This is a genomic window from Streptomyces sp. NPDC015346 (assembly GCF_043078785.1).
Lineage (GTDB): Bacteria > Actinomycetota > Actinomycetes > Streptomycetales > Streptomycetaceae > Streptomyces.
In genome coordinates this window covers 705,112-725,034 of record NZ_JBIBTW010000002.1, presented here as the reverse complement: position 1 = coordinate 725,034, position 19,923 = coordinate 705,112, and the positions used below count along the sequence as shown (strand labels likewise).

Below are 19,923 nucleotides of genomic sequence, written 5' to 3'. Positions count from 1 at the left end.
GCACACCACACCCCCACCTCAGCGGCCACGGCCGCCCCGTGGTCACAGCTGCTGGTCGGGCCAGTCCAGCAGGCGGGCGCCGACGACGGCCGTCTGGAGGGTGTAGCGCTGGACGGGATCACCAGGGTCCGCGCCGGTCAGGCGGTGGATGCGGTCCAGGCGGTAGGTCATCGCCCGCACGCTGAGGCTGAGGCGGCGGGCCGCCTGCGCGGTGACGCAGCCGGTGTCGAAGTACGCCGTGAGGGTGTCCAGGAGCGGCTTCGCGCCGCCGCGTGCTTGCTGGAGCGGGCCGAGGACGGTGCCCACGAGGTCGGCCATGGCCTGTCGGTCGCGCGTGAGGACGGGGTAGACGAGCAGGTCGGCGGCGTGCAGGACGGGTTCGTCCAGGTTCATGCGGGCGGCGAGGTCGAGAGCGTTGAGGGCTTCCTCGTAGGAGTGGACGACGCCACCGGCGCCCGGGTGGGACCGGCCGATGGCGACCTGGCCGCCGTCGGTCGCGGCGTGCGCCTGCTTGGCGAAGTGGGCCAGCACCTCGGGTTCGTCCGCCGGTGCGATGCAGATCAACCGCCCGTCCTTGGTGGTGAGCAGAATGCGGCGATTGCCGAAGCGGGCCACGAGCGAGGACTCGACGGTACGGGTGACCGCGTAACCGTCGCTGTACGGTTCCGGGCCCTGCGCGACGGCCACGGCGTGGGCGTGGGAAAGGAGCAGCCCGAAGCGCTCGGCGCGCTCGGCCAGCCTGCCGAGGTCACTCCGGCCGTAGAGGAGGTCGTCGATGAACTCGCGCCGGGCGGCCTCCTCCTGCCGCATCGCGACATGCTGCGCTCGCTCGTGTCCCTCGGCGAAGGCGTCGACGGCCTGCTCCACGGCGGACAGGAGATGGTCCGCGCCGGCCGGCGGCAACTCGGGACGTACCCGCTGAGCGGCGGAGAGATGCGCCCGGACGAGGACCCGCAGTCCGATGCCGGCCTCCGCGGCTCGCTCCCCGAGTGAGCGCAGGGCCTCGCGTTCCTCCCGGGTGAGCCTGCGGCGAGCCGTGCACACACCCCTGAGGATCTCGGCGTACCCCTCCAGGTACTCTTCGGCCGGCCCTCTCGCCGTCACGGTCCCTCCCGGATTCCTGATGCGTCTCTGACAAGCTCTTGACGTGCGGGGATCAAGACTGGCACGTCGCTCGCCGGCGCTCGCGACGGCGCCGCTCTCGCCCGCCGTGCTGATGATCGCGGTCTCCGCCGCCTTCGGACGGCTTCGCGTCAGGCTTCCCGCCACGCTTCGCGGCCGGCGACCCGACCGTGCCAGGCCGCACACCGACAGGGGTGTTTCGCCGCAGGCTCCTGACCAGCGAAATTAGATGCACGGTGAACGGACAGCGCTGTCCGGATAACGGTCGCATCACAGCTCCTGGGCTTTCCTGAGATCACCGTACGTAGCGTGATCTGCATCACACGACAGAGGGGTCGTGTCGTGGTAGGAATGCGCAACTCCGCAGGTGGCACCACCCCTCGCCATCCTGCGTAGTGCCGGCACGCACCGGCAGTACCGCTCAAGGTGATCACGCTCCGAGTCCACGGACGTGACTCCTCTGGTCGCCGATCGGACAGCGGCGTTCGCTCACACACCGCACCCTCACCGGCGCAGCCTCCCGCGCGCCGGTCCTGCGCACTGAGGTCCCCACCGTGTCACTCGATTCCTTCACCCAGTCCGTCGACGACGCCGTCAGCGGCTTCTTCGAGCCCATAGCCAAGTGGCTCGGCGACATCGTCTTCTACTCCGTCCCCGTCGGCGGTACCCAGCTGCCGCTGATCGTGGCCTGGCTCGTCGTGGCCGGCGTCGTCTTCACCGGCTGGTTCGGCTTCGTCCAGCTGCGCAAGTTCCGCCTCGCGGTCGACGTCGTGCGCGGCAAGTACGACGAGAAGGGGTCGGCCGGTGAGGTCAACCACTTCCAGGCCCTGACGGCCGCCGTCTCCGGCACGGTCGGCCTCGGCAACATCGCGGGCGTGGCCGTCGCCGTCTCCATCGGTGGTCCCGGCGCCACGTTCTGGATGATCCTCTGCGGGCTCCTCGGCATGGCCACGAAGTTCGTCGAGGTCACCCTCGGTGTGAAGTACCGCGAGGTGCACGCCGACGGCACCGTCTCCGGCGGCCCCATGCACTACCTGCCCAAGGGCCTGACCGAGCGCTTCGGCAAGAACGGCAAGACCCTCGGCAAGGTCCTCGCGGTCCTCGCCTCCTTCATGATCCTGTTCTTCGGTCTCTTCGGCGGCAACCTCTTCCAGGTCAACCAGTCCTACGCGCAGCTGGTCTCCGTCACCGGCGGCGACGACGGCCTGATGGGCTCGTCGGCCGGTGCGCTGTTCTTCGGCATCCTGATCGCGGCCCTCGTCGGCATCGTGCTCCTCGGCGGCATCCGCTCCATCGCCTCCGTCACCAGCAAGCTGGTGCCCGCCATGGCCGGCATCTACATCGCCGCCTGTCTCGTCGTCATCGCCGTCAACGCGAGCGCCATCCCCACCGCGATCTCCACGATCATCGAGGGCGCCTTCAACCCGCAGGGCGTCGCCGGCGGTGTCCTCGGCGCCTTGATCATCGGCTTCAAGCGGGCCGCGTTCTCCAACGAGGCCGGTCTCGGCTCCGCCCCGATCGCCCACTCCGCGGTGAAGACGAAGCACCCCGCGAGCGAGGGCCTGGTCGCGCTCCTCGAGCCGTTCATCGACACGGTCGTCATCTGCACCATGACCGCGCTGACGATCGTCATCGCCAACCCGGCCAGCTATGTCGAGCTCCGTAACGGCGGTGAGTCCATCGGCGGCGTGACCATCACCTCCGACGCCTTCGCCACGGTCCTGCCCTGGTTCCCGTACATCCTCACCATCGCGGTGATGCTGTTCGCCATCTCCACGGTGCTGACCTGGGGCTACTACTGCATGAAGGCGTGGACGCACCTGTTCGGCCGCAGCAAGGGCAGCGAGCTGACCTTCAAGGTGCTCTACACCGTGTTCGCGGTGGCCGGTTCCCTGCTCACGCTCCAGACCCTCATCGACATGGCCGACGCGGTGCTCTTCATGCTCGCCGTCATCAACATCATCGGCCTGTACCTCCTCGCCCCGGTCGTCAAGCGCGAGCTGAACTCGTTCCTCGCCTTCGTGAAGAAGCGCGACGCCGGCCTCGACACCGATGACGAGGCCGACCCCGACCAGGAGCCGGTGAAGACCACCGTCTGACCGCCCCCCCCCGGCGGCCCGGCCCCTCGAGAGGGCCCGTACCCACCTCGCGCCTTGGTGGTCACGGGCCCTCTCGCCCGTCCCGGCAGGTGAGGGACGCAATGGTGAGACCCTCGGTCACCCGATAGGGTGTGAAGAACGCATCAAAATGATGCTGGTGTGCCGGGAAGTCTGGTCGGCGTCCGAGGGACCTGTGTGCCCATCTGTCGACACCCCCTCCCGGAGGCTCATCCCATGACGCAGCCACGCCAGCGCGGCCCCCTCCTCGGCGTGCTGCCATGGCCCGAACGGCAGGCGATCTCCGAGGCGCTCCGGACCGAGACCGTGGGCGGGCTGGTCCTCCTCGCCGCCGCTGTCGTCGCCCTCGTCTGGGCGAACAGCCCGTGGAGCGAAACGTACGAGCAGATACGTGACTTCCACTTCGGCATACCCGCCCTCGGCCTGGACCTGTCGGTGGGGCACTGGACCGCCGACGGCCTCCTCGCGATCTTCTTCCTCGTCGCGGGCATCGAGCTGAAGCGTGAACTGGTCGTCGGCGAACTGCGCACCCCCGCCACGGCCGCACTGCCCGTCATCGCCGCCCTCTGCGGAATGGTCGTACCGGCAGCGCTCTACCTCCTCGTCGCCGCGTCGGGCGGCGGAAGCCTGGCGGGCTGGGCCGTTCCGATGGCCACCGACATCGCCTTCGCGCTCGCCGTCCTCGCGGTGATCAGCACTCATCTGCCCTCGGCGTTGCGGGCGTTCCTGCTCACCCTGGCCGTCGTCGACGACCTCGGCGCCATCCTCATCATCGCCGTCTTCTTCACCTCGGACCTCAACTTCTGGGCCCTGGGCGGGGCGTTCGCCGGCCTGGCCCTCTTCTACGCGCTCCAGCGTTTCCGGATACGCGGCTGGTGGTGGTACGTGCCACTCGGCGTCACGACCTGGGCGCTGATGTACAACTCCGGTGTCCACGCGACCGTCGCCGGAGTCGCCATGGGCCTCATCCTGCGCACCACCCGCGACAAGGGCGAGAAAGCCTCCCCGGCCGCCCGCGTCTCCCACCTCGTCCACCCCGTCTCGGCGGGTGTCGCCGTCCCCCTCTTCGCCCTCTTCGCCGCAGGCGTCGGCGTGTCGGGCGCCGCACTCGGCCACGTCTTCACCGACCCCGAACCCCTCGGCGTCGTCATCGGCCTCGTCGCGGGCAAGGTCCTCGGCATCTTCCTCGGCACCTACTTCGCCGCCCGCTTCACCCGCGCCGAGCTCAACCCCGACCTCGCCTGGGCCGACGTCCTGGGCCTCGCGACCCTGGCCGGGATCGGCTTCACCGTCGCCCTCCTCATCGGCGAACTGGCCTTCCCGGACCCGGCCGCCGGCGAACACGTCAAGGCCGCCGTCCTGGCCGGCTCCCTCATCGCCGCCGTCCTCGCCGCGGTCCTCCTGCGCCGCCGCAACCGCGTCTACAAGCAGCTCTGGGAAGAGGAGGAACGCGACGAGGACGCCGACGGCATCCCCGACATCTACCAGACCAGCACACGGTCCAGCAGCTCCGGATGAACGTCCCTCGTGGCGGACCTGGAGGTCCGCCACCGGTCTACAGCCAGTCGCGCCGCTTGAAGATGAAGTACAGGCTCGTGCACACCCCCGCCATCAGCAGGATCGCGAAGGGGTAGCCGTACGCCCACTTCAGTTCCGGCATCGCGTCGAAGTTCATGCCGTAGATCGTGCCGACCAGGGTGGGGGCGAAGAGGATGGCCGCCCAGGAGGAGATCTTCTTGATCTCCTCGTTCTGCTCGAAGCCTGCCTCCGCCAACGCGCGCATCTCCGCGTTCTGTTGTTGGGTCACCAGGGTCGCGTTCACCGTCAGGATTTCGGTCAGGGCCTGGCGGAAGCCGTCGACGCGTTCGCTGGTGTGGGTGACGTGGTCGGCGACGTCGCGGAGGTAGCGTTGGAGTTCCTCGTCCGTGCCGTATTTGGCGAAGCCGGCCATCAGGCCGTGGAGCATGGCGACCAGGGGGCGGGTCGCGCGCTGGAACTCGACCATTTCGCGGGAGAGTTCGTAGATGCGGCGGGAGACGGACGGGTCGCCGCCGAAGACCTCGGTCTCGATCTCGTCGATGTCGTTCTGGACGCCCGCCACGACCGGGGCGTAGCCGTCCACCACCGCGTCGAGGATCGCGTACAGCACCGCCTCCGGGCCCAGCGCCAGGAGGTCCGGGTTCTCCTCCATGCGGTGGCGGACCGCCGAGAGGTCAGGGGCCGCTCCGTGGCGGACGGTGATGACGAAATCCCGGCCCACGAAGACGTGCAGCTCGCCGAAGTCGACCTCCTCCTGGGCGTCGAGGTAGCGGGCCGCCCGCAGCACGACGAAGAGGGTGTCGCCGTAACGTTCCAGCTTCGGGCGCTGATGGGCCTCGAGCGCGTCCTCGATCGCCAGTTCATGGAGGTCGAACTCCCCGGCCAGGGAGTGCAGTTCAGACTCCGTCGGGCGGTGCAGGCCGATCCACGCCATGCCGTCCGGGTACTGCCGCAGCTGACGGAAGGTCTCCGCGAGCGAACCGGGGGAGGCGACCCGGCGGCCGTCCCGGTACAGCGTGGCCTGCACCACGCTCGGCGTGTCCGGCGGAGCGGCGAGGGCCTTCGCGGACGGCCGGGCCGGCGGTCCGGCGGCCGGGGGCTCCGGCTGGCGGCGCCAGGCGGCGCGGGGGCGGCGCTCCGACATCGTGGGTACACCTCCGCGTACATGATCGGGCCAGGGTCTCCCGGCAGGATATACGGGGTGAATCGTGCCGGTGTGGTGGCGCCCGGGTCGCCCCCCGGAATTGCGGACCGTACCTGTCCGCAAGCCGGAGTAGCGTGCCACGCATGGCCTCCAAGACGACGCACCCGGTCCTCTCCACCCGCGCGCTGGGCCGCGCCACGCTCGCCCGCCAGCTGCTCCTCACCCCCGCCGCGATGTCCGCGAAGGATGCCGTCTCCCACCTCCTCGGGCTCCAGGCGCAGAACACCAAGCCGCCGTACTACGCCCTCGCCGCCCGGCTCGACGGATTCCGGCCCGAAGACCTCTCCGCGCTCATGGAGGCCCGCGAGGTCGGCCGGATCGTCACCATGCGCTCCACCATCCACACCCACACCGCCGACGACGTCTTCACCCTGCGCCCCCTGGTCCAGGCGGCCCGCGACCGCGAGCTCGGCATCTTCCGCAAAGGCCTCGTCGGCGTCGACCTCGACCGGCTCGCCGTCCTCGCCCGGGAACTGGTCGAGGAGCGGCCCCGTACGCCGAAGGAGATCCGCGAGGCCCTCCTCGTCGAGTGGCCCGACGCCGATCCGCAGGCTCTCTCCGTCGCCGCCCGCTGCCTGCTCCCGCTGGTCCAGGTCACCCCCCGCGGCCTGTGGCGCCAGAGCGGGCAGGTCCGTCTGACCACCGCCGAGACCTGGTTCGGCCGGCCCGCCGGAGCCGTCCCCGCACCCGACGAAACCGTCCTGCGCTACCTCGCCGCCTTCGGGCCCGCCTCCGTCAAGGACATGCAGACCTGGTGCGGCCTCACCCGCCTCCGCGACGCCTTCGAGCGCCTGCGGCCCCGGCTCCTCACCTTCCAGGACGAGCACGGCACCGAACTCTTCGACCTGCCCGACGCGCCCCGCCCCGACGAGGACACCCCGGCACCGCCGCGCTTCCTGCCGGAGTTCGACAACCTGCTCCTCTCCCACGCCGACCGCGGCCGCGTCGTACCCGGCGACGCCAGGAACCTCACCTGGAAGGGCAACCAGGCCTCCTGCTGCTTCCTGCTCGACGGCCTCCTCGCCGGGCTGTGGCGCCTGGAGGAGACCCGACAGCGCACGACGATGACCATCCAGCCCTTCGACCGTACGAGCAGGGCCCAGCGCGCCGAGCTGACGCAGGAGGCCGAGCGGATGCTGGGAGTCATGGCCCCGCCGGAGCTTCCGTACGACATCGTCTTCGGCAGTGGGGAGACGGAGGCCTAGGGGGTGTCTTGTCGGCCGGGGCTACGGCAGCACGCCCGCCCTGCGGGCCGCCACCACCGCCTCCATCCGGGTGTGCGCACCCAGCTTCCGCATCGCCGAGCGCAGATAGCCCTTCACCGTCTCCGGGCGCAGCCCGAGCCGCTCCGCCGCCGCCGCGTTCGTCGCCCCCGGGGCCACCGCCGCCAGGACGTCCAGCTCCCGCGGCGTCAACCTCACGCCCGCGCCGCCCGGCGCCCCGCCCGGCGCCACGGCCGACGCCGTCTCCAGGCGGCCGCACACCGCGAGCAGCCGCCCGCGCAACTCCGGGTCCTCGATCCGGGCCGCCAGCTCCCGCAGCTCGCCGTGCGCCTGCCGGACCTCCTCCCAGGAAGGGCCGGACGGGGGCTCCGGCAGGTGCCGCCGCACCTCGCCCCCCATCTCGTCCCGTACCGCCAGCGCCTGTTCCACGTCCCGCGCCGCCGCCACCGCCGCGTCGAAGACCCGCTCGCCGAGCGGGAGGGCGTCCCGCAGCGCTCCGTACAGCACGCCCCGCACCTTCCGCCGTACGACCACCGGCACGGCGATCACCGAACGCAGACCCTCCGCCGACACCGGCCCGTCGTACTCGTGGGTGATGTGCCGCGCCGACGGATAGTCGGTGACCGCGCAGGGCCGCGCCAGAGCCAGGCACTTGCCGCCAAGGCCACTGCCGGCCGAGATCGCCAGGCCGTGCAGGGCCGGGGTCACCGCCCCGTTCAGCTCCGCGATCCGCAGCACGCGGCCGTCCTGCGGCAGTCCGCCGAAGACCACCTGGAGCCCGGTGGCCCGGCGCAGCCGCAGCAGCGCCGCGCGCATCTCCACCACTTCCATCCGCTCGGGCACGGAACCACTCCTTCACCCCCGAACGGGGGTAGTGAGACCTGGGTCACTGATTACACGATGTCCGTGACCGGTCCCGCAACGAGGAGGACACATGACGGAAGCCACCGCCACGGAGAGGTTCCGGACCGCCCGCGACTTCCTGCTGCGGCACCGCGAGGACTACGAGACGGCCTACGAGGGCTTCGCCTGGCCGCGCCCCGACCGGTTCAACTGGGCCCTCGACTGGTTCGACGTCATCGCGGCCGGCAACGACAGGACCGCCCTCCACATCGTCGAGGAGGACGGCGGCGAGACGAAGCTGAGCTTCGCCGAGATGTCCGCCCGCTCGGACCGGGCCGCCAACTGGCTGCGCGCCCAAGGCGTACGGGCCGGGGACCGGATCGTCGTCATGCTCGGCAACCAGGCCGAGCTGTGGGAGACCTCGCTCGCCGCCATGAAGCTGCGCGCCGTCGTCATCCCGGCCACTCCTCTCCTGGGCCCCGCCGACCTGCGGGACCGCGTCGAGCGCGGCCGGGCCCGGCATGTGATCGTGCGCGCCGAGGACACCGCCAAGTTCGACGACGTACCGGGGGAGTACACCCGGATCGTCGTCGGTGACGGTGACGGTGACGGTGACGGTGACGGTGACGGTGACGGTGACCGTGACGGTTCCGGTGCCGGTGACCGCACCGCCGGGCGGACGGGCTGGCTCCGCTACGAGCGGGCGTACGACGAGTCCGCGGCCTTCGTCCCCGACGGCGTCACCCTCGCCGACGACCCGCTGATGCTCTACTTCACCTCCGGCACGACCGCCCGCCCCAAACTCGTCGAGCACACCCACACCTCGTACCCCATCGGCCACCTCGCCACCATGTACTGGATCGGCCTCCAGCCCGGCGACGTGCACCTGAACATCTCCTCGCCGGGCTGGGCCAAGCACGCCTGGTCCAACCTCTTCGCCCCCTGGAACGCCGAGGCGACCGTCTTCATCCACAACTACACGCGCTTCGACCCGGCGCGGCTGATGGCCGAGATGGAGCGCGGCGGCGTCACCAGCTTCTGCGCGCCGCCGACCGTCTGGCGCATGCTGATCCAGGCCGACCTGACGCAGCTGAGGAAGCCCCCGCGCGAGGTCGTCGCCGCCGGCGAGCCCCTCAACCCCGAGGTGATCGAGTCCGTGCGCCGGGCCTGGGGCGTCACCATCCGGGACGGTTTCGGACAGACCGAGACCGCCGTGCAGGTCTCCAACAGCCCCGGCCAGCGCCTCAAGGAGGGCTCCATGGGCCGGCCGAGCCCCGGCTTCCGGGTCACGCTGGTCGACCCGGTGAGCGGTCGCGCGGACGTCGAGGAGGGCGAGATCTGCCTCGACCTCTCCACCGACCCGGTCGGTCTGATGACCGGCTACCACGGGGACCCGGAGCGCACGGCCGAGGCGATGGCCGGCGGCTACTACCGCACCGGCGACATCGGCTCCCGCGACGCCGACGGCTACATCACGTACATCGGGCGCGCCGACGACGTATTCAAGGCCTCCGACTACAAGATCTCGCCGTTCGAGCTGGAGAGCGCCCTCCTGGAGCACGAGGCGGTGGCCGAGGCGGCGGTCGTCCCCGCCCCCGACCCGGTGCGGCTCGCCGTCCCCAAGGCGTACGTCGTCCTCGCGGCGGGCTGGGAGGCGGACGAGGAGACCGCGAGGCTCCTCTTCGCGCACTCGCGCGCGGTCCTCGCCCCGTACAAGCGGGTGCGGCGCATCGAGTTCGCCGAGCTGCCCAAGACCGTCTCGGGCAAGATCCGGCGGGTGGAGCTGCGGCGGCTGACGGCGGAAGGCGGCGGCAAGGAGTACGTGGAGGGTGACCTCGCATGAGCAGCGACGCGACGCAGCGGTGGGAAGCCTCGGGGGAACTCTCGTACGCCCACGGGGTGTCCGGCACCGCGCTCCTCGGCGACACCATCGGGGCCAATCTGGACCGCGCCGTCGCCACCTGGCCCGACCGTGAGGCGCTGGTCGACGTCCCGACCGGACGCCGCTGGACGTACGCCGAATTCGGCGCCGACGTCGAGCGCCTGGCGTCCGCTCTGCTCGGCAGCGGGGTCGCCAAGGGCGATCGGGTGGGGATCTGGGCGGTCAACTGCGCCGAGTGGGTGCTCGTCCAGTACGCGACCGCCCGCATCGGCGCCATCATGGTGAACATCAACCCGGCCTACCGCGCCCACGAGTTGGAGTACGTCCTGCGGCAGGCAGGGGTCTCGTTGCTCTTCGCCTCGCTGGCGCACAAGACGAGCGACTACCGCGCGATGGTCGGGCAAGTCGGCGGTGAGTGCCCGGAGTTGCGCGAGACGGTCTACTTCGGCGACGCGAGCTGGGACGCGCTCCTCAGCCGTACGGCAGGTGGCCTCCGGCCGGCCGAGCTGTCCTGCGACGAGCCGGTCAACGTCCAGTACACCTCGGGCACCACGGGCTTCCCCAAGGGGGCGACCCTCTCCCACCACAACATCCTCAACAACGGTTACTTCGTGGGCGAGATGATCGCCTACACCGAGCATGACCGCATCTGCGTCCCCGTCCCCTTCTACCACTGCTTCGGCATGGTCATGGGGAACCTCGCGGCCACCTCGCACGGCGCCTGCATCGTGATCCCGGCCCCGTCCTTCGACCCCGCCGCGGCTCTGCGCGCGGTGCAGGAGGAGCGGTGCACCTCGCTGTACGGCGTGCCGACGATGTTCATCGCCGAGCTGAACCTCCCCGACTTCGCCTCGTACGACCTCTCCACGCTGCGGACCGGGATCATGGCCGGCTCGCCCTGCCCGGTGGAGGTGATGAAGCGGGTGGTCGCCGAGATGAACATGGCGGAGGTGTCCATCTGCTACGGCATGACGGAGACCTCGCCGGTCTCCACCCAGACCCGGCGCGACGACGACCTCGAACGCCGGACGGGCACGGTCGGCCGCGTCATGCCGCACGTCGAGGTGAAGGTCGTCGACCCGGCCACCGGCCTCACCGTGCCCCGGGGGACCGCCGGAGAGCTGTGCACCCGCGGCTACAGCGTCATGCTGGGCTACTGGAACGAGCCGGAGAAGACCGCCGAGGCCGTCGACGCGGGCCGCTGGATGCACACCGGCGACCTGGCCGTGATGCGCGAGGACGGTTACGTCCAGATCGTCGGCCGCATCAAGGACATGATCATCCGGGGTGGCGAGAACGTGTACCCGCGCGAGATCGAGGAGTTGCTCCACGGGTACGACAAGATCGCCGACGTCCAGGTCGTCGGCGTCCCCGACGAGCGCTACGGCGAGGAGATCCTGGCCTGCGTGATCCCGCGCGACCCCGCCGACCCGCCCACTCTCGAGGACATCACGGACTTCTGCCGCGACCGGCTCGCGCACTACAAGATCCCGAGGAGGGTGGAGATCCTCGGCGAGTTCCCCCTGACGGTCAGCGGCAAGGTGCGCAAGGTGGAGCTGAGGCAGCGCTTCGGGGAAGACGGGGCGTGACCGTGCGGGCTCAGCCGGCCGAGGGTCGAGGGCGCGGGCGGGGGGTCGGGACGAGATCGCGGCGCATGCAGACCCGGGGCCAGGTCGCCAGGCCGTGGGCGGCCTCGGCCCGCTGGATGGCGCGCAGGCCGGCGGTGAGGGCCGGGTCGGACTCCGTGAGGGCCCGAAAGCCGAGGCGGGTGTAGTACGGGGCGTTCCAGGGGACCTCCGTGAAGGTCGTCAGGGTGACCGCTGTCAGGCCCCGCGCCGCGGCCCCCGCCGCGAGGTGCTCGATGAGCGCACGGCCGATGCCCCGGCGGGCAGCGGCCGGGTGCACGGACACCTGCTCGATGTGGGCGGCGCCGTCCACCGTGTCCGTCAGCAGGTACGCGACCGGCCGGTCGGCCTCGTCGGCGGCCACCCAGGCGCGGCCGGCGAGCCGGTAGGCCTCCAGGACGTCCAGCGGCAGGGGTTCGTCGTCGGCGATGACCGCCATGCCGAGGGAGCGGAAGGGCTCGCCCGCGGCCCGTTCGATGTCCTGGAGCAGCGGGAGTTCGGCCGGTGCGGCCGCTCGGATGCGCATACGACGAGTATGGCGCGAGGTCAGTCCGAGCCGCCGCCCCCGCCGACACCGCTTCCGGCCGCTCCTCCTCGGTCCCCTCCTCCTCCGGCCCCCCTTCCGTGGCGGCGGCCGGCGTAGCCGTCGTCGTCGCCGCCCTGGCCGAGCAGCCCGCCGTCACGCGAGAAGCGCGGCAGGAAGAGGGCGAGCGCCGGATCGCCGTAGAGCGCCACGTACAGCTGCACGAGACGGCCGTCCGTCACCTCCCGGCGGTGGGCCGGCAGGGGGTGGCGTTCGCGCAGGCCCGCGAGGAGGTCGCGCGCGGCGCGGGGCGTCGAGGGCAGTCGGAGCAGCACGAGCGCGGCGATGCCCGGCACGGCGCCGACACCGGCCGCGAGGGCGAACTCCGTGCCGGTGTGTGCCGTGAGCATGAGCCCCGCCGGGATCGTCGCCGCCGCGCCGAGGAGCAGCACGCGCGCCGCCCGCAGGCGCCCGAGCGGACGCAGCAGCCCGGCCCGGTCGAGCTCGGCCCGCAGCTCGTCGACGGCCCGCCGCGCCTCGGGGCGGGAGGCCAGCGCCCTTACTCCCAGCGCCCGTTGAAGTGAACCGTGCACGCCGAGCTGAATGGGGTCACGGGTTCGCCCGGGGCCGCCATTGGCCCGAATCGTTCCCTTCCGGCCGGCGGCCACGGCCCCGCGCTGGTGCAGCGCCACGAGCGCCACGGTGACGGCGGCCAGCCGCCCGCCACGGAGCAGCGCGAGCGCCTGCGGGGCGAGTTCGCCCTGCTCCGGGCCGCGCGTGCGCAGCAGAGCCACCGCGCCCAGCATTTGCGCGCAGGACGCGCCGATGAACCACCACATTGCCGTCGGCATGACGCCCACCCCCCGAGAGTGTTGTGCCCGGGGAAGCATGATCATCACGCGTGAATGGCCGAATTCAGATCGGGGCGGCGTGCGTGGGGCCGGGGGCGGCCTCTAGGCGCCGGTGATGATCAGTTCGTCGGCGGGGGCGTTGACGGGCTGAGGGGTGCCCGTCAGGTCCAGGACGAAGAGGGGGATCCCGAGCTCGTCGGCGCGGGAGCGGGCCTCCGGGGTGTAGCCGGCGAGGGAGAAGAAGACGCTCACGGACGAATTGCTGAGCCCGGTGAGCCAGAGGCACTCCACGGCCTTCGGGGTGGCGGGGCGGGTGCTCGGGTCGACCTGGGCGACGAGCCCCGGGGCCCGCAGGTCGACGCCGGACGCGGACCGCTCCTCGGGCTGGACGACGTCCCGGAAGCCCAGCCAGCGCAGATAACCGGCGGACGCGGCGACGGCGTCCCTGGCCGTACGGATGGTCACCGGCCGGAACGAGGGCCTCGGCGGGGCGGGGCGCCGGGCCGTGGGCGGCAGCGGTATGTGGGCGGGGTAGCGCTCGGCGAAGGGGCGGTGGCCGTCGCCACGCACGCCGCTCCGGGCCTCCGGTTCGGCCGCCCAGGGCGTGACCTCCGTACCGAAACCGGTATCCGGCTCGGGGTGGGGGCCGGCGTCGGGGCCGGGCTCGCCGTCGCGGCCGGGCGCGCCGTCGGGGCCGGAGGCCGGGCCGGAGCCCGTACACGCCCACGTACCCATGGCGAGGGGTGACCCCGCCCCGTGATCCGGCCCAGGCCCAGGCCCGGCCTCCGAGAGGCCCGCACCCGCGCCCGGGCCCGCACCCGCCCCCGGGCCCTCTCCCGCGCCCGCAGCCGCGCTCGGGCCCTCCCCACCGCCTTCTCCCGTGCCCTTTCCCTCGCCAGGCCCCCTGACCGGCACCCGCAGGACCGCCCCGCAGGCGCAGCCCAGCTCCGGGTGCGGCCACTCGTCCTCGCGGCCGCAGGAGAGGCACCGCACCGCGACCCACTCGTCCGTCCAGTTGCGGTGCGTGACGGGCTCGCCCGTCACGCCCGCTATGACCGGCGGCGCGACCGGAGCGCCGCAGGCGCAGGGGAAGACCGGCGCCGCGTACCGCTGCGTGCGGAGGCATTCCGGACAGCGCACCGGTACCGATTCACCCATACCGAACCCCACCCCGAAGCTCACGCCCAACCCCCTGTCGTCCCGCCCCATCGTCCACCAATCCGCCACGCGAGGGGAGGGACTTCGGCCAACGGCCGACCCCTACTCCCTTGACGGCTCTCGGCCCCCCGACCTACATTGCTTCCGTATAGCAGAACAATACTTCCGCAATACGGAAACGGGTTCCGCGAGACCGCGAGAGACGGTGGCGCGCCCGGTTCCGCCGGTTGAAGCAGGAGCCCTCCCATGCCTCGTATGACCGCCGCCGCAGCGGCCGTTGAGATCCTCAAGCGCGAAGGCGTCACCAACGCGTTCGGCGTGCCCGGCGCGGCGATCAACCCCTTCTACCGCGAGCTCAAGAACGTCGGCGGTATCAGCCACACCCTCGCCCGCCACGTCGAGGGCGCGTCCCACATGGCCGAGGGCTACACCCGTGCCAAGGCCGGCAACATCGGTGTCTGCATCGGTACCTCCGGCCCCGCCGGCACCGACATGATCACCGGTCTGTACTCCGCGATCGCGGACTCGATCCCGATCCTGTGCATCACCGGCCAGGCCCCGGTCTCGAAGCTCCACAAGGAGGACTTCCAGGCCGTCGACATCGCCTCGATCGCCAAGCCCGTCACCAAGGCCGCCACCACGGTCCTGGAGGCCGCGCAGGTCCCCGGCGTCTTCCAGCAGGCGTTCCACCTGATGCGCTCCGGCCGCCCCGGCCCGGTCCTCATCGACCTGCCGATCGACGTCCAGCTGACCGAGATCGAGTTCGACCCGGAGACCTACGAGCCGCTGCCGGTCTACAAGCCGCAGGCGACCCGCGCCCAGGCCGCGAAGGCCCTGAACTTCCTGCTGGAGTCCGAGCGTCCGCTGATCGTCGCCGGCGGCGGCATCATCAACGCCGACGCCTCCGACCTGCTGGTCGAGTTCGCCGAGCTGACGAACATCCCGGTCATCTCCACCCTGATGGGCTGGGGCACCATCCCGGACGACCACGAGCTGGCCGCCGGCATGGTCGGTGTGCAGACCGCGCACCGCTACGGCAACGCGACGTTCCTCGAGTCGGACTTCGTCCTCGGCATCGGCAACCGCTGGGCCAACCGCCACACGGGCTACAACATGGAGGCGTACACCAAGGGACGCAAGTTCGTCCACGTCGACATCGAGCCCACCCAGCTCGGCAAGATCTTCGCCCCGGACTACGGCATCGCCTCCGACGCCAAGGCCGCCCTCGAGCTCTTCATCGAGATCGCCAAGGAGCTCAAGGCCGCGGGCAAGCTGCCGGACTTCAGCGCCTGGGCCGCCTCCGCCCAGGAGCGCAAGGCCACGCTGCAGCGCCGTACGCACTTCGAGAACGTCCCGATCAAGCCGCAGCGCGTCTACGAGGAGATGAACAAGGCCTTCGGCCCGGAGACCCGCTACGTCACCACCATCGGCCTCTCCCAGATCGCCGCCGCGCAGTTCCTGCACGTCTACAAGCCGCGCCACTGGATCAACTGCGGCCAGGCCGGCCCGCTCGGCTGGACCATCCCGGCCGCCATCGGCGCCGCCACCGCCGACCCGGAGACCCCGATCGTCGCGCTGTCCGGCGACTACGACTTCCAGTTCATGATCGAGGAGCTGGCGGTCGCCGCCCAGCACAAGGTCCCCTACGTCCACGTGCTGGTGAACAACGCCTACCTCGGTCTGATCCGTCAGGCGCAGGGCGGCCTCGGCATCAACTTCGAGGTCAACCTCGAGTTCGAGAACATCAACACCCCGGAGATCGGCGTCTACGGCGTCGACCACGTCAAGGTCGCCGAGGGCCTGGGCGTCAAGGCCATCCGCGTCACCGACCCGGAGAAGCTGGGCGAGGCCTTCGAGGAGGCCAAGAAGCTGGCCGTCGAGCACCAGGTCCCGGTCGTCGTCGAGGCCATCCTGGAGCGCATCACCAACATCGCGATGAGCAAGACGGTCGACATGAGCGACGTCACCGAGTTCGAGGAGCTCGCCACCGAGCCCGGCCACGCGCCGACCGCGATCAAGACCCTCAAGGTCTGACCGCGAGCCTCACCCTGACGGACCGGCCCCCGCCCCGAGTGCATCGGAGCGGGGGCCGCTCTGTGTCCGGACGACTCACTGAGGGGCCTTCGAGCGGACCACGACGGTCTCCTCGCAGGGGCCGTCCGCGAGCAGCTTGAGGGCGTCCATCTCCTCCTTGTCGGCGGACAGCCCCCAGCGCAGCTTGGTGCTCACCCAGTCGGTGACGTAACGGCAGTACTGAGCGGACTCGGACGGGAGCCAGTCGGCCGGGTCACGGCCGGCCTTGTCCTTCTGGCTGCGGGCGGTGACGGCGACGAGGGTGCCGCGCGCGCCCAGGTCGTTGGCGTACCTCTCGCGCCGGGCCGCGGTCCAGCCGGAGGCGCCGGACTCCCAGGCCTCGTCGAGGGAGACGACGTGGTCGACGCGGAGGGACGCGGAGTCGGTGACGTTCTGGCCGTCGTAGTACGAGGTCCATCTGCCGCCCGTGAGCACGCAGCCCGATCCGGTCGTCGGGGCGTCCACGGCCTCCTCCAGGAGCACCTCGGCGCGGGTGTCGCAGCCGTCGGCGAGGTCGCGTCCCTCGTTCCAGTGGGGGAACGCGGACATCCGGTAGCCCTCGGGGTCCTCGGTCGCCTCCGGGATGTCGGCGAGGGCGTCGGGGAGGAGGACGACGTTGGCGGCGAGCGCGGGGGACAGGAGGGCCGGGGAGGGCACGGCCAGCGGGGACAGGATCAGGGCGAGCGGGGTCAGACCGCGCAGCACGTTCTTCATCATGTACGAGGGGATAGCGGCGCGGACGGGGCGCACAGGGGCCGAAACGCGGTGCGCTCCCCCGAGCGGGTGTGGATCTTCACCGCAGAAACGATGCGCTGAGGGGCGTACACGAGGAACACCCGGGGGCGCACGGAGAGAGCGCACGCAGAAGAGCGCGGAACCAGGGACCGTAAACCTGGTTCCGCGCTCTCGTCTGAAACCCGCCCGACGGTGCGAGGCTGGCGCGACAGGACGTTCGCGCCGCCGGGCGGAGCATAGGGGGGAGGTGGTGGGGCGTTGGGACCGCGGCGGTGACGACGGGATGTCCGGGGCACCCTTCCTTCAGGTCAAGAAGGGGCCCGGCTCGCCCTTACCACCGCACTGGCTCGCGCACCGCCGCGGTCCTCACGCTGTCCGTACCGCCGACCACCCCTCATCCGGGCCGGCGGGCCGGACGGCGTACGACACCTGACCTCCCGTCATGTGCCGTACGCGGTCTGGAAACCGCTGGAGATCAGTCCTCGCGCAGGGCGCGGACCGCCTCCTCGACGCGCTTGCCGTACTCCGGGTCGGCGGCGGCGAAGTGCGCGATGTTCTTCTCGATGACGTCCTCGCGGGAGACCTGCGAGAGGCCACCGGCGATGTTGGCGATCAGACGGCTCTTCTCGTCCTCCGACATCAGGCGGTAGAGCTCACCGGCCTGGAAGAAGTCGTCGTCCTTGTTGTGCCGCGGGGCCTCGTGCGTGCCGGTCCAGCCGGCGATGGCCAGCGGGGCGGAGAGCGCCGCGTCGGTCTGCGAGGGACCGGAGTACGAGTTGGGCTCGTAGTTCTTGTCCGTGCGCGAGCCGTTGCGGGTGGCCATGAAGCCGTCGCGGCCGTAGTTGTCGGCCACGGTCGCCTTCGGGGCGTTCACCGGCAGCTGGGTGTGGTTGACACCGAGGCGGTAGCGGTGGGCGTCCGCGTAGGCGAAGAGGCGGCCCTGGAGCATCTTGTCCGGCGAGGGGCCGATGCCCGGGACGAAGTTGTTCGGCGAGAACGCGGCCTGCTCGACCTCGGCGAAGACGTTGTCCGGGTTGCGGTCGAGGACCAGACGGCCCACGCGCTGCAGCGGGTAGTCGGCGTGCGGCCACACCTTGGTGAGGTCGAACGGGTTGAAGCGGTAGTCCGCGGCCTCGGAGGCCGGCATGACCTGGACGTACAGGGTCCAGGAGGGGTTCACACCGCGCTCGATGGCCTGCAGCAGGTCGGTCTGGTGCGAGTTCGCGTCCTTGCCGACGAGCTCGGCGGCCTGCTCGGCGGAGAGCGAGCGGATGCCCTGGTTCGTCTTGAAGTGGTACTTGACGAAGAAGGCCTCGCCCGCCTCGTTGGTCCACTGGTAGGTGTGCGAGCCGTAGCCGTTCATGTGACGGTACGAGGCCGGGATGCCGCGGTCACCCATCAGCCAGGTGATCTGGTGGGTCGCCTCGGGGGAGTGCGCCCAGAAGTCCCAGACGTTGTCCGGCTCCTGCTTGCCCGTGAACGGGTCGCGCTTCTGGGAGTGGATGAAGTCGGGGAACTTGATCGGGTCCTTGATGAAGAACACCGGGGTGTTGTTGCCGACGAGGTCGTAGTTGCCCTCTTCGGTGTAGAACTTCAGCGCGAAGCCGCGCGGGTCGCGGACGGCGTCCGCGCCACCGAGCGAGTCGGCCACGGTCGAGAACCGGATGAAGGTCTCGGTCCGCTTGCCGACCTCGGAGAGGAAGGCGGCCTTCGTGAAGCCGGTGACGTCGTCGGTCACCTCGAAGTAGCCGTACGCGCCGGAGCCGCGGGCGTGGACCACGCGCTCCGGGATCCGCTCACGGTTGAAGCGCGCGAGCTTCTCCAGCAGGTGCTGGTCCTGCAGCAGGATGGGGCCACCGACGCCGGCGGTGGCGGAGTTCTGGTTGTCGGCGACCGGGGCGCCGGACTCGGTCGTAAGCACGCGCTTCGACATCGTGACCTTCCGTACGGGAGCTGCACTGCTGGGGGGTGGCTGGAGCGTAAGTACGTCCCGGAGCCAACGTCAACAGTTTGTTGAAAATGAAGTGGGTGTTCCGGACGGCGACGACGCCTGGGCGCGACAGGACAGGTGTCAGCGCCGCCGCCGTCCGGAAATCTGGGCCCCTTCTCAGGGGTGGAGGGTCAGACCTGCTGGCCGGAGAGGCGCTCGACGGCGCGCAGCAGGGCCGAGTGGTCCAGGCCGCCGTCGCCCTGCGCACGCAGGGAGGCGACGAGCTGGGCGACGACCGCGCCGACCGGGAGGGCCGCGCCGACGTTGCGGGCGGCGTCGGTGACGATGCCCATGTCCTTGTGGTGCAGGTCGATCCGGAAGCCGGGCTTGAAGTCCCGGTTCAGGAAGTTGTCCTTCTTGCGGGTCAGGACCGTGGAGCCGGCCAGACCGCCGTTGAGGACGTCCAGGGCGGCCTGGAGGTTCACGCCGGACTTCTCGAGGAAGACGACGGCCTCGGCGCAGGCCTGGATGTTGACCGCGACGATGAGCTGGTTGGCCGCCTTCACCGTCTGGCCGGAGCCGTGCGGACCGCACAGGACGATGGTCTTGCCGAGGGCCTCGAGGATCGGCAGGGCCTCGTCGAAGTCGGCCTGCTCGCCACCCACCATGATCGACAGGACGGCCTCGATGGCGCCGGCCTCGCCGCCGGAGACGGGCGCGTCGAGGACGCGGATGCCCTTCTCCTTGGCGTTCTTGGCCAGGTCGACGGAGGTCTGCGGGGTGATCGACGACATGTCGATGATCAGCGCACCGGACTTCGCGTTCTCCAGGATGCCGTTCTCACCGTAGGCGATGGCCTCGACCTGCGGGGAGGCCGGAACCATCGTGATGACGACGTCGGCGTCCTTGACGGCCTCGGCGATCGACGCGGCGGCGGTGCCGCCGGCCTTGGCCAGGCGGTCCAGCTTGTCCTGCTCCAGGGTGAAGCCGGTGACCGAGTAGCCGGCCTTGATCAGGTTCTCGGACATGGGGGAGCCCATGATGCCGAGACCGATCCACGCGATCTTGGGGAGTGTGCTCATGATGAGGGTGCCTCTC

Annotated in this window: 15 protein-coding genes; 6 read left to right on the top strand and 9 right to left on the bottom strand. The window is 71.0% G+C overall.

Annotation, left to right across the window (positions count from 1 at the left end; genetic code table 11):
- Window positions 1-42: 42 nt before the first annotated feature.
- The gene (locus ACF06X_RS09235) at window positions 43-1,104 is read right to left on the bottom strand and encodes a PucR family transcriptional regulator (protein ID WP_392286582.1); all 1,062 of its coding nucleotides are present in this window, start codon (window positions 1,102-1,104) and stop codon (window positions 43-45) included.
- 572 nt (window positions 1,105-1,676) lie between these two features.
- Here ACF06X_RS09235 and ACF06X_RS09230 point away from each other — a divergent pair.
- On the top strand, window positions 1,677-3,221 hold the full coding sequence (locus ACF06X_RS09230) for an alanine/glycine:cation symporter family protein (protein WP_392286581.1): 1,545 nt from the start codon (window positions 1,677-1,679) through the stop codon (window positions 3,219-3,221).
- A gap of 234 nt (window positions 3,222-3,455) precedes the next feature.
- Window positions 3,456-4,757, top strand: a complete 1,302-nt coding sequence (nhaA, locus tag ACF06X_RS09225; protein WP_392286580.1) for a Na+/H+ antiporter NhaA — start codon at window positions 3,456-3,458, stop codon at window positions 4,755-4,757.
- A 37-nt stretch (window positions 4,758-4,794) separates the two neighbouring features.
- On the opposite strand, the gene ACF06X_RS09220 is transcribed toward nhaA, so the two are convergent.
- Window positions 4,795-5,922, bottom strand: coding sequence for a magnesium and cobalt transport protein CorA (locus tag ACF06X_RS09220; RefSeq protein WP_392286579.1), 1,128 nt, complete (start codon window positions 5,920-5,922; stop codon window positions 4,795-4,797).
- A 143-nt stretch (window positions 5,923-6,065) separates the two neighbouring features.
- Here ACF06X_RS09220 and ACF06X_RS09215 point away from each other — a divergent pair, with 143 nt between their 5' ends.
- Window positions 6,066-7,187 carry a winged helix DNA-binding domain-containing protein gene (locus tag ACF06X_RS09215; RefSeq protein ID WP_392286578.1) on the top strand — a complete coding sequence of 374 codons (1,122 nt, stop codon included), beginning with the start codon at window positions 6,066-6,068 and terminating at the stop codon, window positions 7,185-7,187.
- Window positions 7,188-7,208: 21 nt separating this feature from the next.
- On the opposite strand, the gene ACF06X_RS09210 is transcribed toward ACF06X_RS09215, so the two are convergent.
- Window positions 7,209-8,048, bottom strand: a complete 840-nt coding sequence (locus ACF06X_RS09210) for a response regulator transcription factor (protein WP_392286577.1) — start codon at window positions 8,046-8,048, stop codon at window positions 7,209-7,211.
- A gap of 91 nt (window positions 8,049-8,139) precedes the next feature.
- On the opposite strand from ACF06X_RS09210, the gene ACF06X_RS09205 reads away from it, so the two are divergent.
- Entirely contained in the window at window positions 8,140-9,891 is a 1,752-nt protein-coding gene (locus ACF06X_RS09205) for an AMP-binding protein (RefSeq protein ID WP_392286576.1), read from the top strand.
- Window positions 9,888-11,519, top strand: a complete 1,632-nt coding sequence (locus ACF06X_RS09200; protein WP_392286575.1) for an AMP-binding protein — start codon at window positions 9,888-9,890, stop codon at window positions 11,517-11,519. Before ACF06X_RS09205 ends, ACF06X_RS09200 begins: the two co-directional genes overlap by 4 nt.
- Before the next feature lie 10 nt (window positions 11,520-11,529).
- Here the strand turns inward: ACF06X_RS09200 and ACF06X_RS09195 are convergent, their stop codons facing one another.
- The 3 genes from ACF06X_RS09195 to ACF06X_RS09185 all read right to left on the bottom strand — a co-directional run bounded on the left by ACF06X_RS09195 (window position 11,530) and on the right by ACF06X_RS09185 (window position 13,874).
- Window positions 11,530-12,105 carry a GNAT family N-acetyltransferase gene (locus ACF06X_RS09195; RefSeq protein ID WP_392286904.1) on the bottom strand — a complete coding sequence of 192 codons (576 nt, stop codon included), beginning with the start codon at window positions 12,103-12,105 and terminating at the stop codon, window positions 11,530-11,532.
- On the bottom strand, window positions 12,102-12,929 hold the full coding sequence (locus tag ACF06X_RS09190; RefSeq protein ID WP_392286574.1) for a TIGR04222 domain-containing membrane protein: 828 nt from the start codon (window positions 12,927-12,929) through the stop codon (window positions 12,102-12,104). Before ACF06X_RS09190 ends, ACF06X_RS09195 begins: the two co-directional genes overlap by 4 nt.
- 102 nt (window positions 12,930-13,031) lie before the next feature.
- Window positions 13,032-13,874, bottom strand: coding sequence for a hypothetical protein (locus tag ACF06X_RS09185; RefSeq protein ID WP_392286903.1), 843 nt, complete (start codon window positions 13,872-13,874; stop codon window positions 13,032-13,034).
- A gap of 468 nt (window positions 13,875-14,342) precedes the next feature.
- On the opposite strand from ACF06X_RS09185, the gene gcl reads away from it, so the two are divergent.
- Window positions 14,343-16,121 carry a glyoxylate carboligase gene (gene gcl / locus ACF06X_RS09180; protein WP_392286902.1) on the top strand — a complete coding sequence of 593 codons (1,779 nt, stop codon included), beginning with the start codon at window positions 14,343-14,345 and terminating at the stop codon, window positions 16,119-16,121.
- Window positions 16,122-16,196: 75 nt separating this feature from the next.
- Here gcl and ACF06X_RS09175 read toward each other — a convergent pair whose 3' ends face one another.
- The 3 genes from ACF06X_RS09175 to ACF06X_RS09165 form a co-directional block, all read right to left on the bottom strand.
- Window positions 16,197-16,877 (bottom strand): HNH endonuclease family protein, encoded by a 681-nt coding sequence (locus ACF06X_RS09175; protein WP_392286573.1) that lies wholly within the window; start codon window positions 16,875-16,877, stop codon window positions 16,197-16,199.
- Between the two features lie 493 nt (window positions 16,878-17,370).
- Complete coding sequence (locus tag ACF06X_RS09170; protein WP_392286572.1) at window positions 17,371-18,828, bottom strand: catalase; 1,458 nt, start codon at window positions 18,826-18,828, stop codon at window positions 17,371-17,373.
- Window positions 18,829-19,016: 188 nt separating this feature from the next.
- Window positions 19,017-19,907, bottom strand: coding sequence for a 2-hydroxy-3-oxopropionate reductase (locus ACF06X_RS09165; protein WP_392286571.1), 891 nt, complete (start codon window positions 19,905-19,907; stop codon window positions 19,017-19,019).
- Window positions 19,908-19,923: the final 16 nt, after the last annotated feature.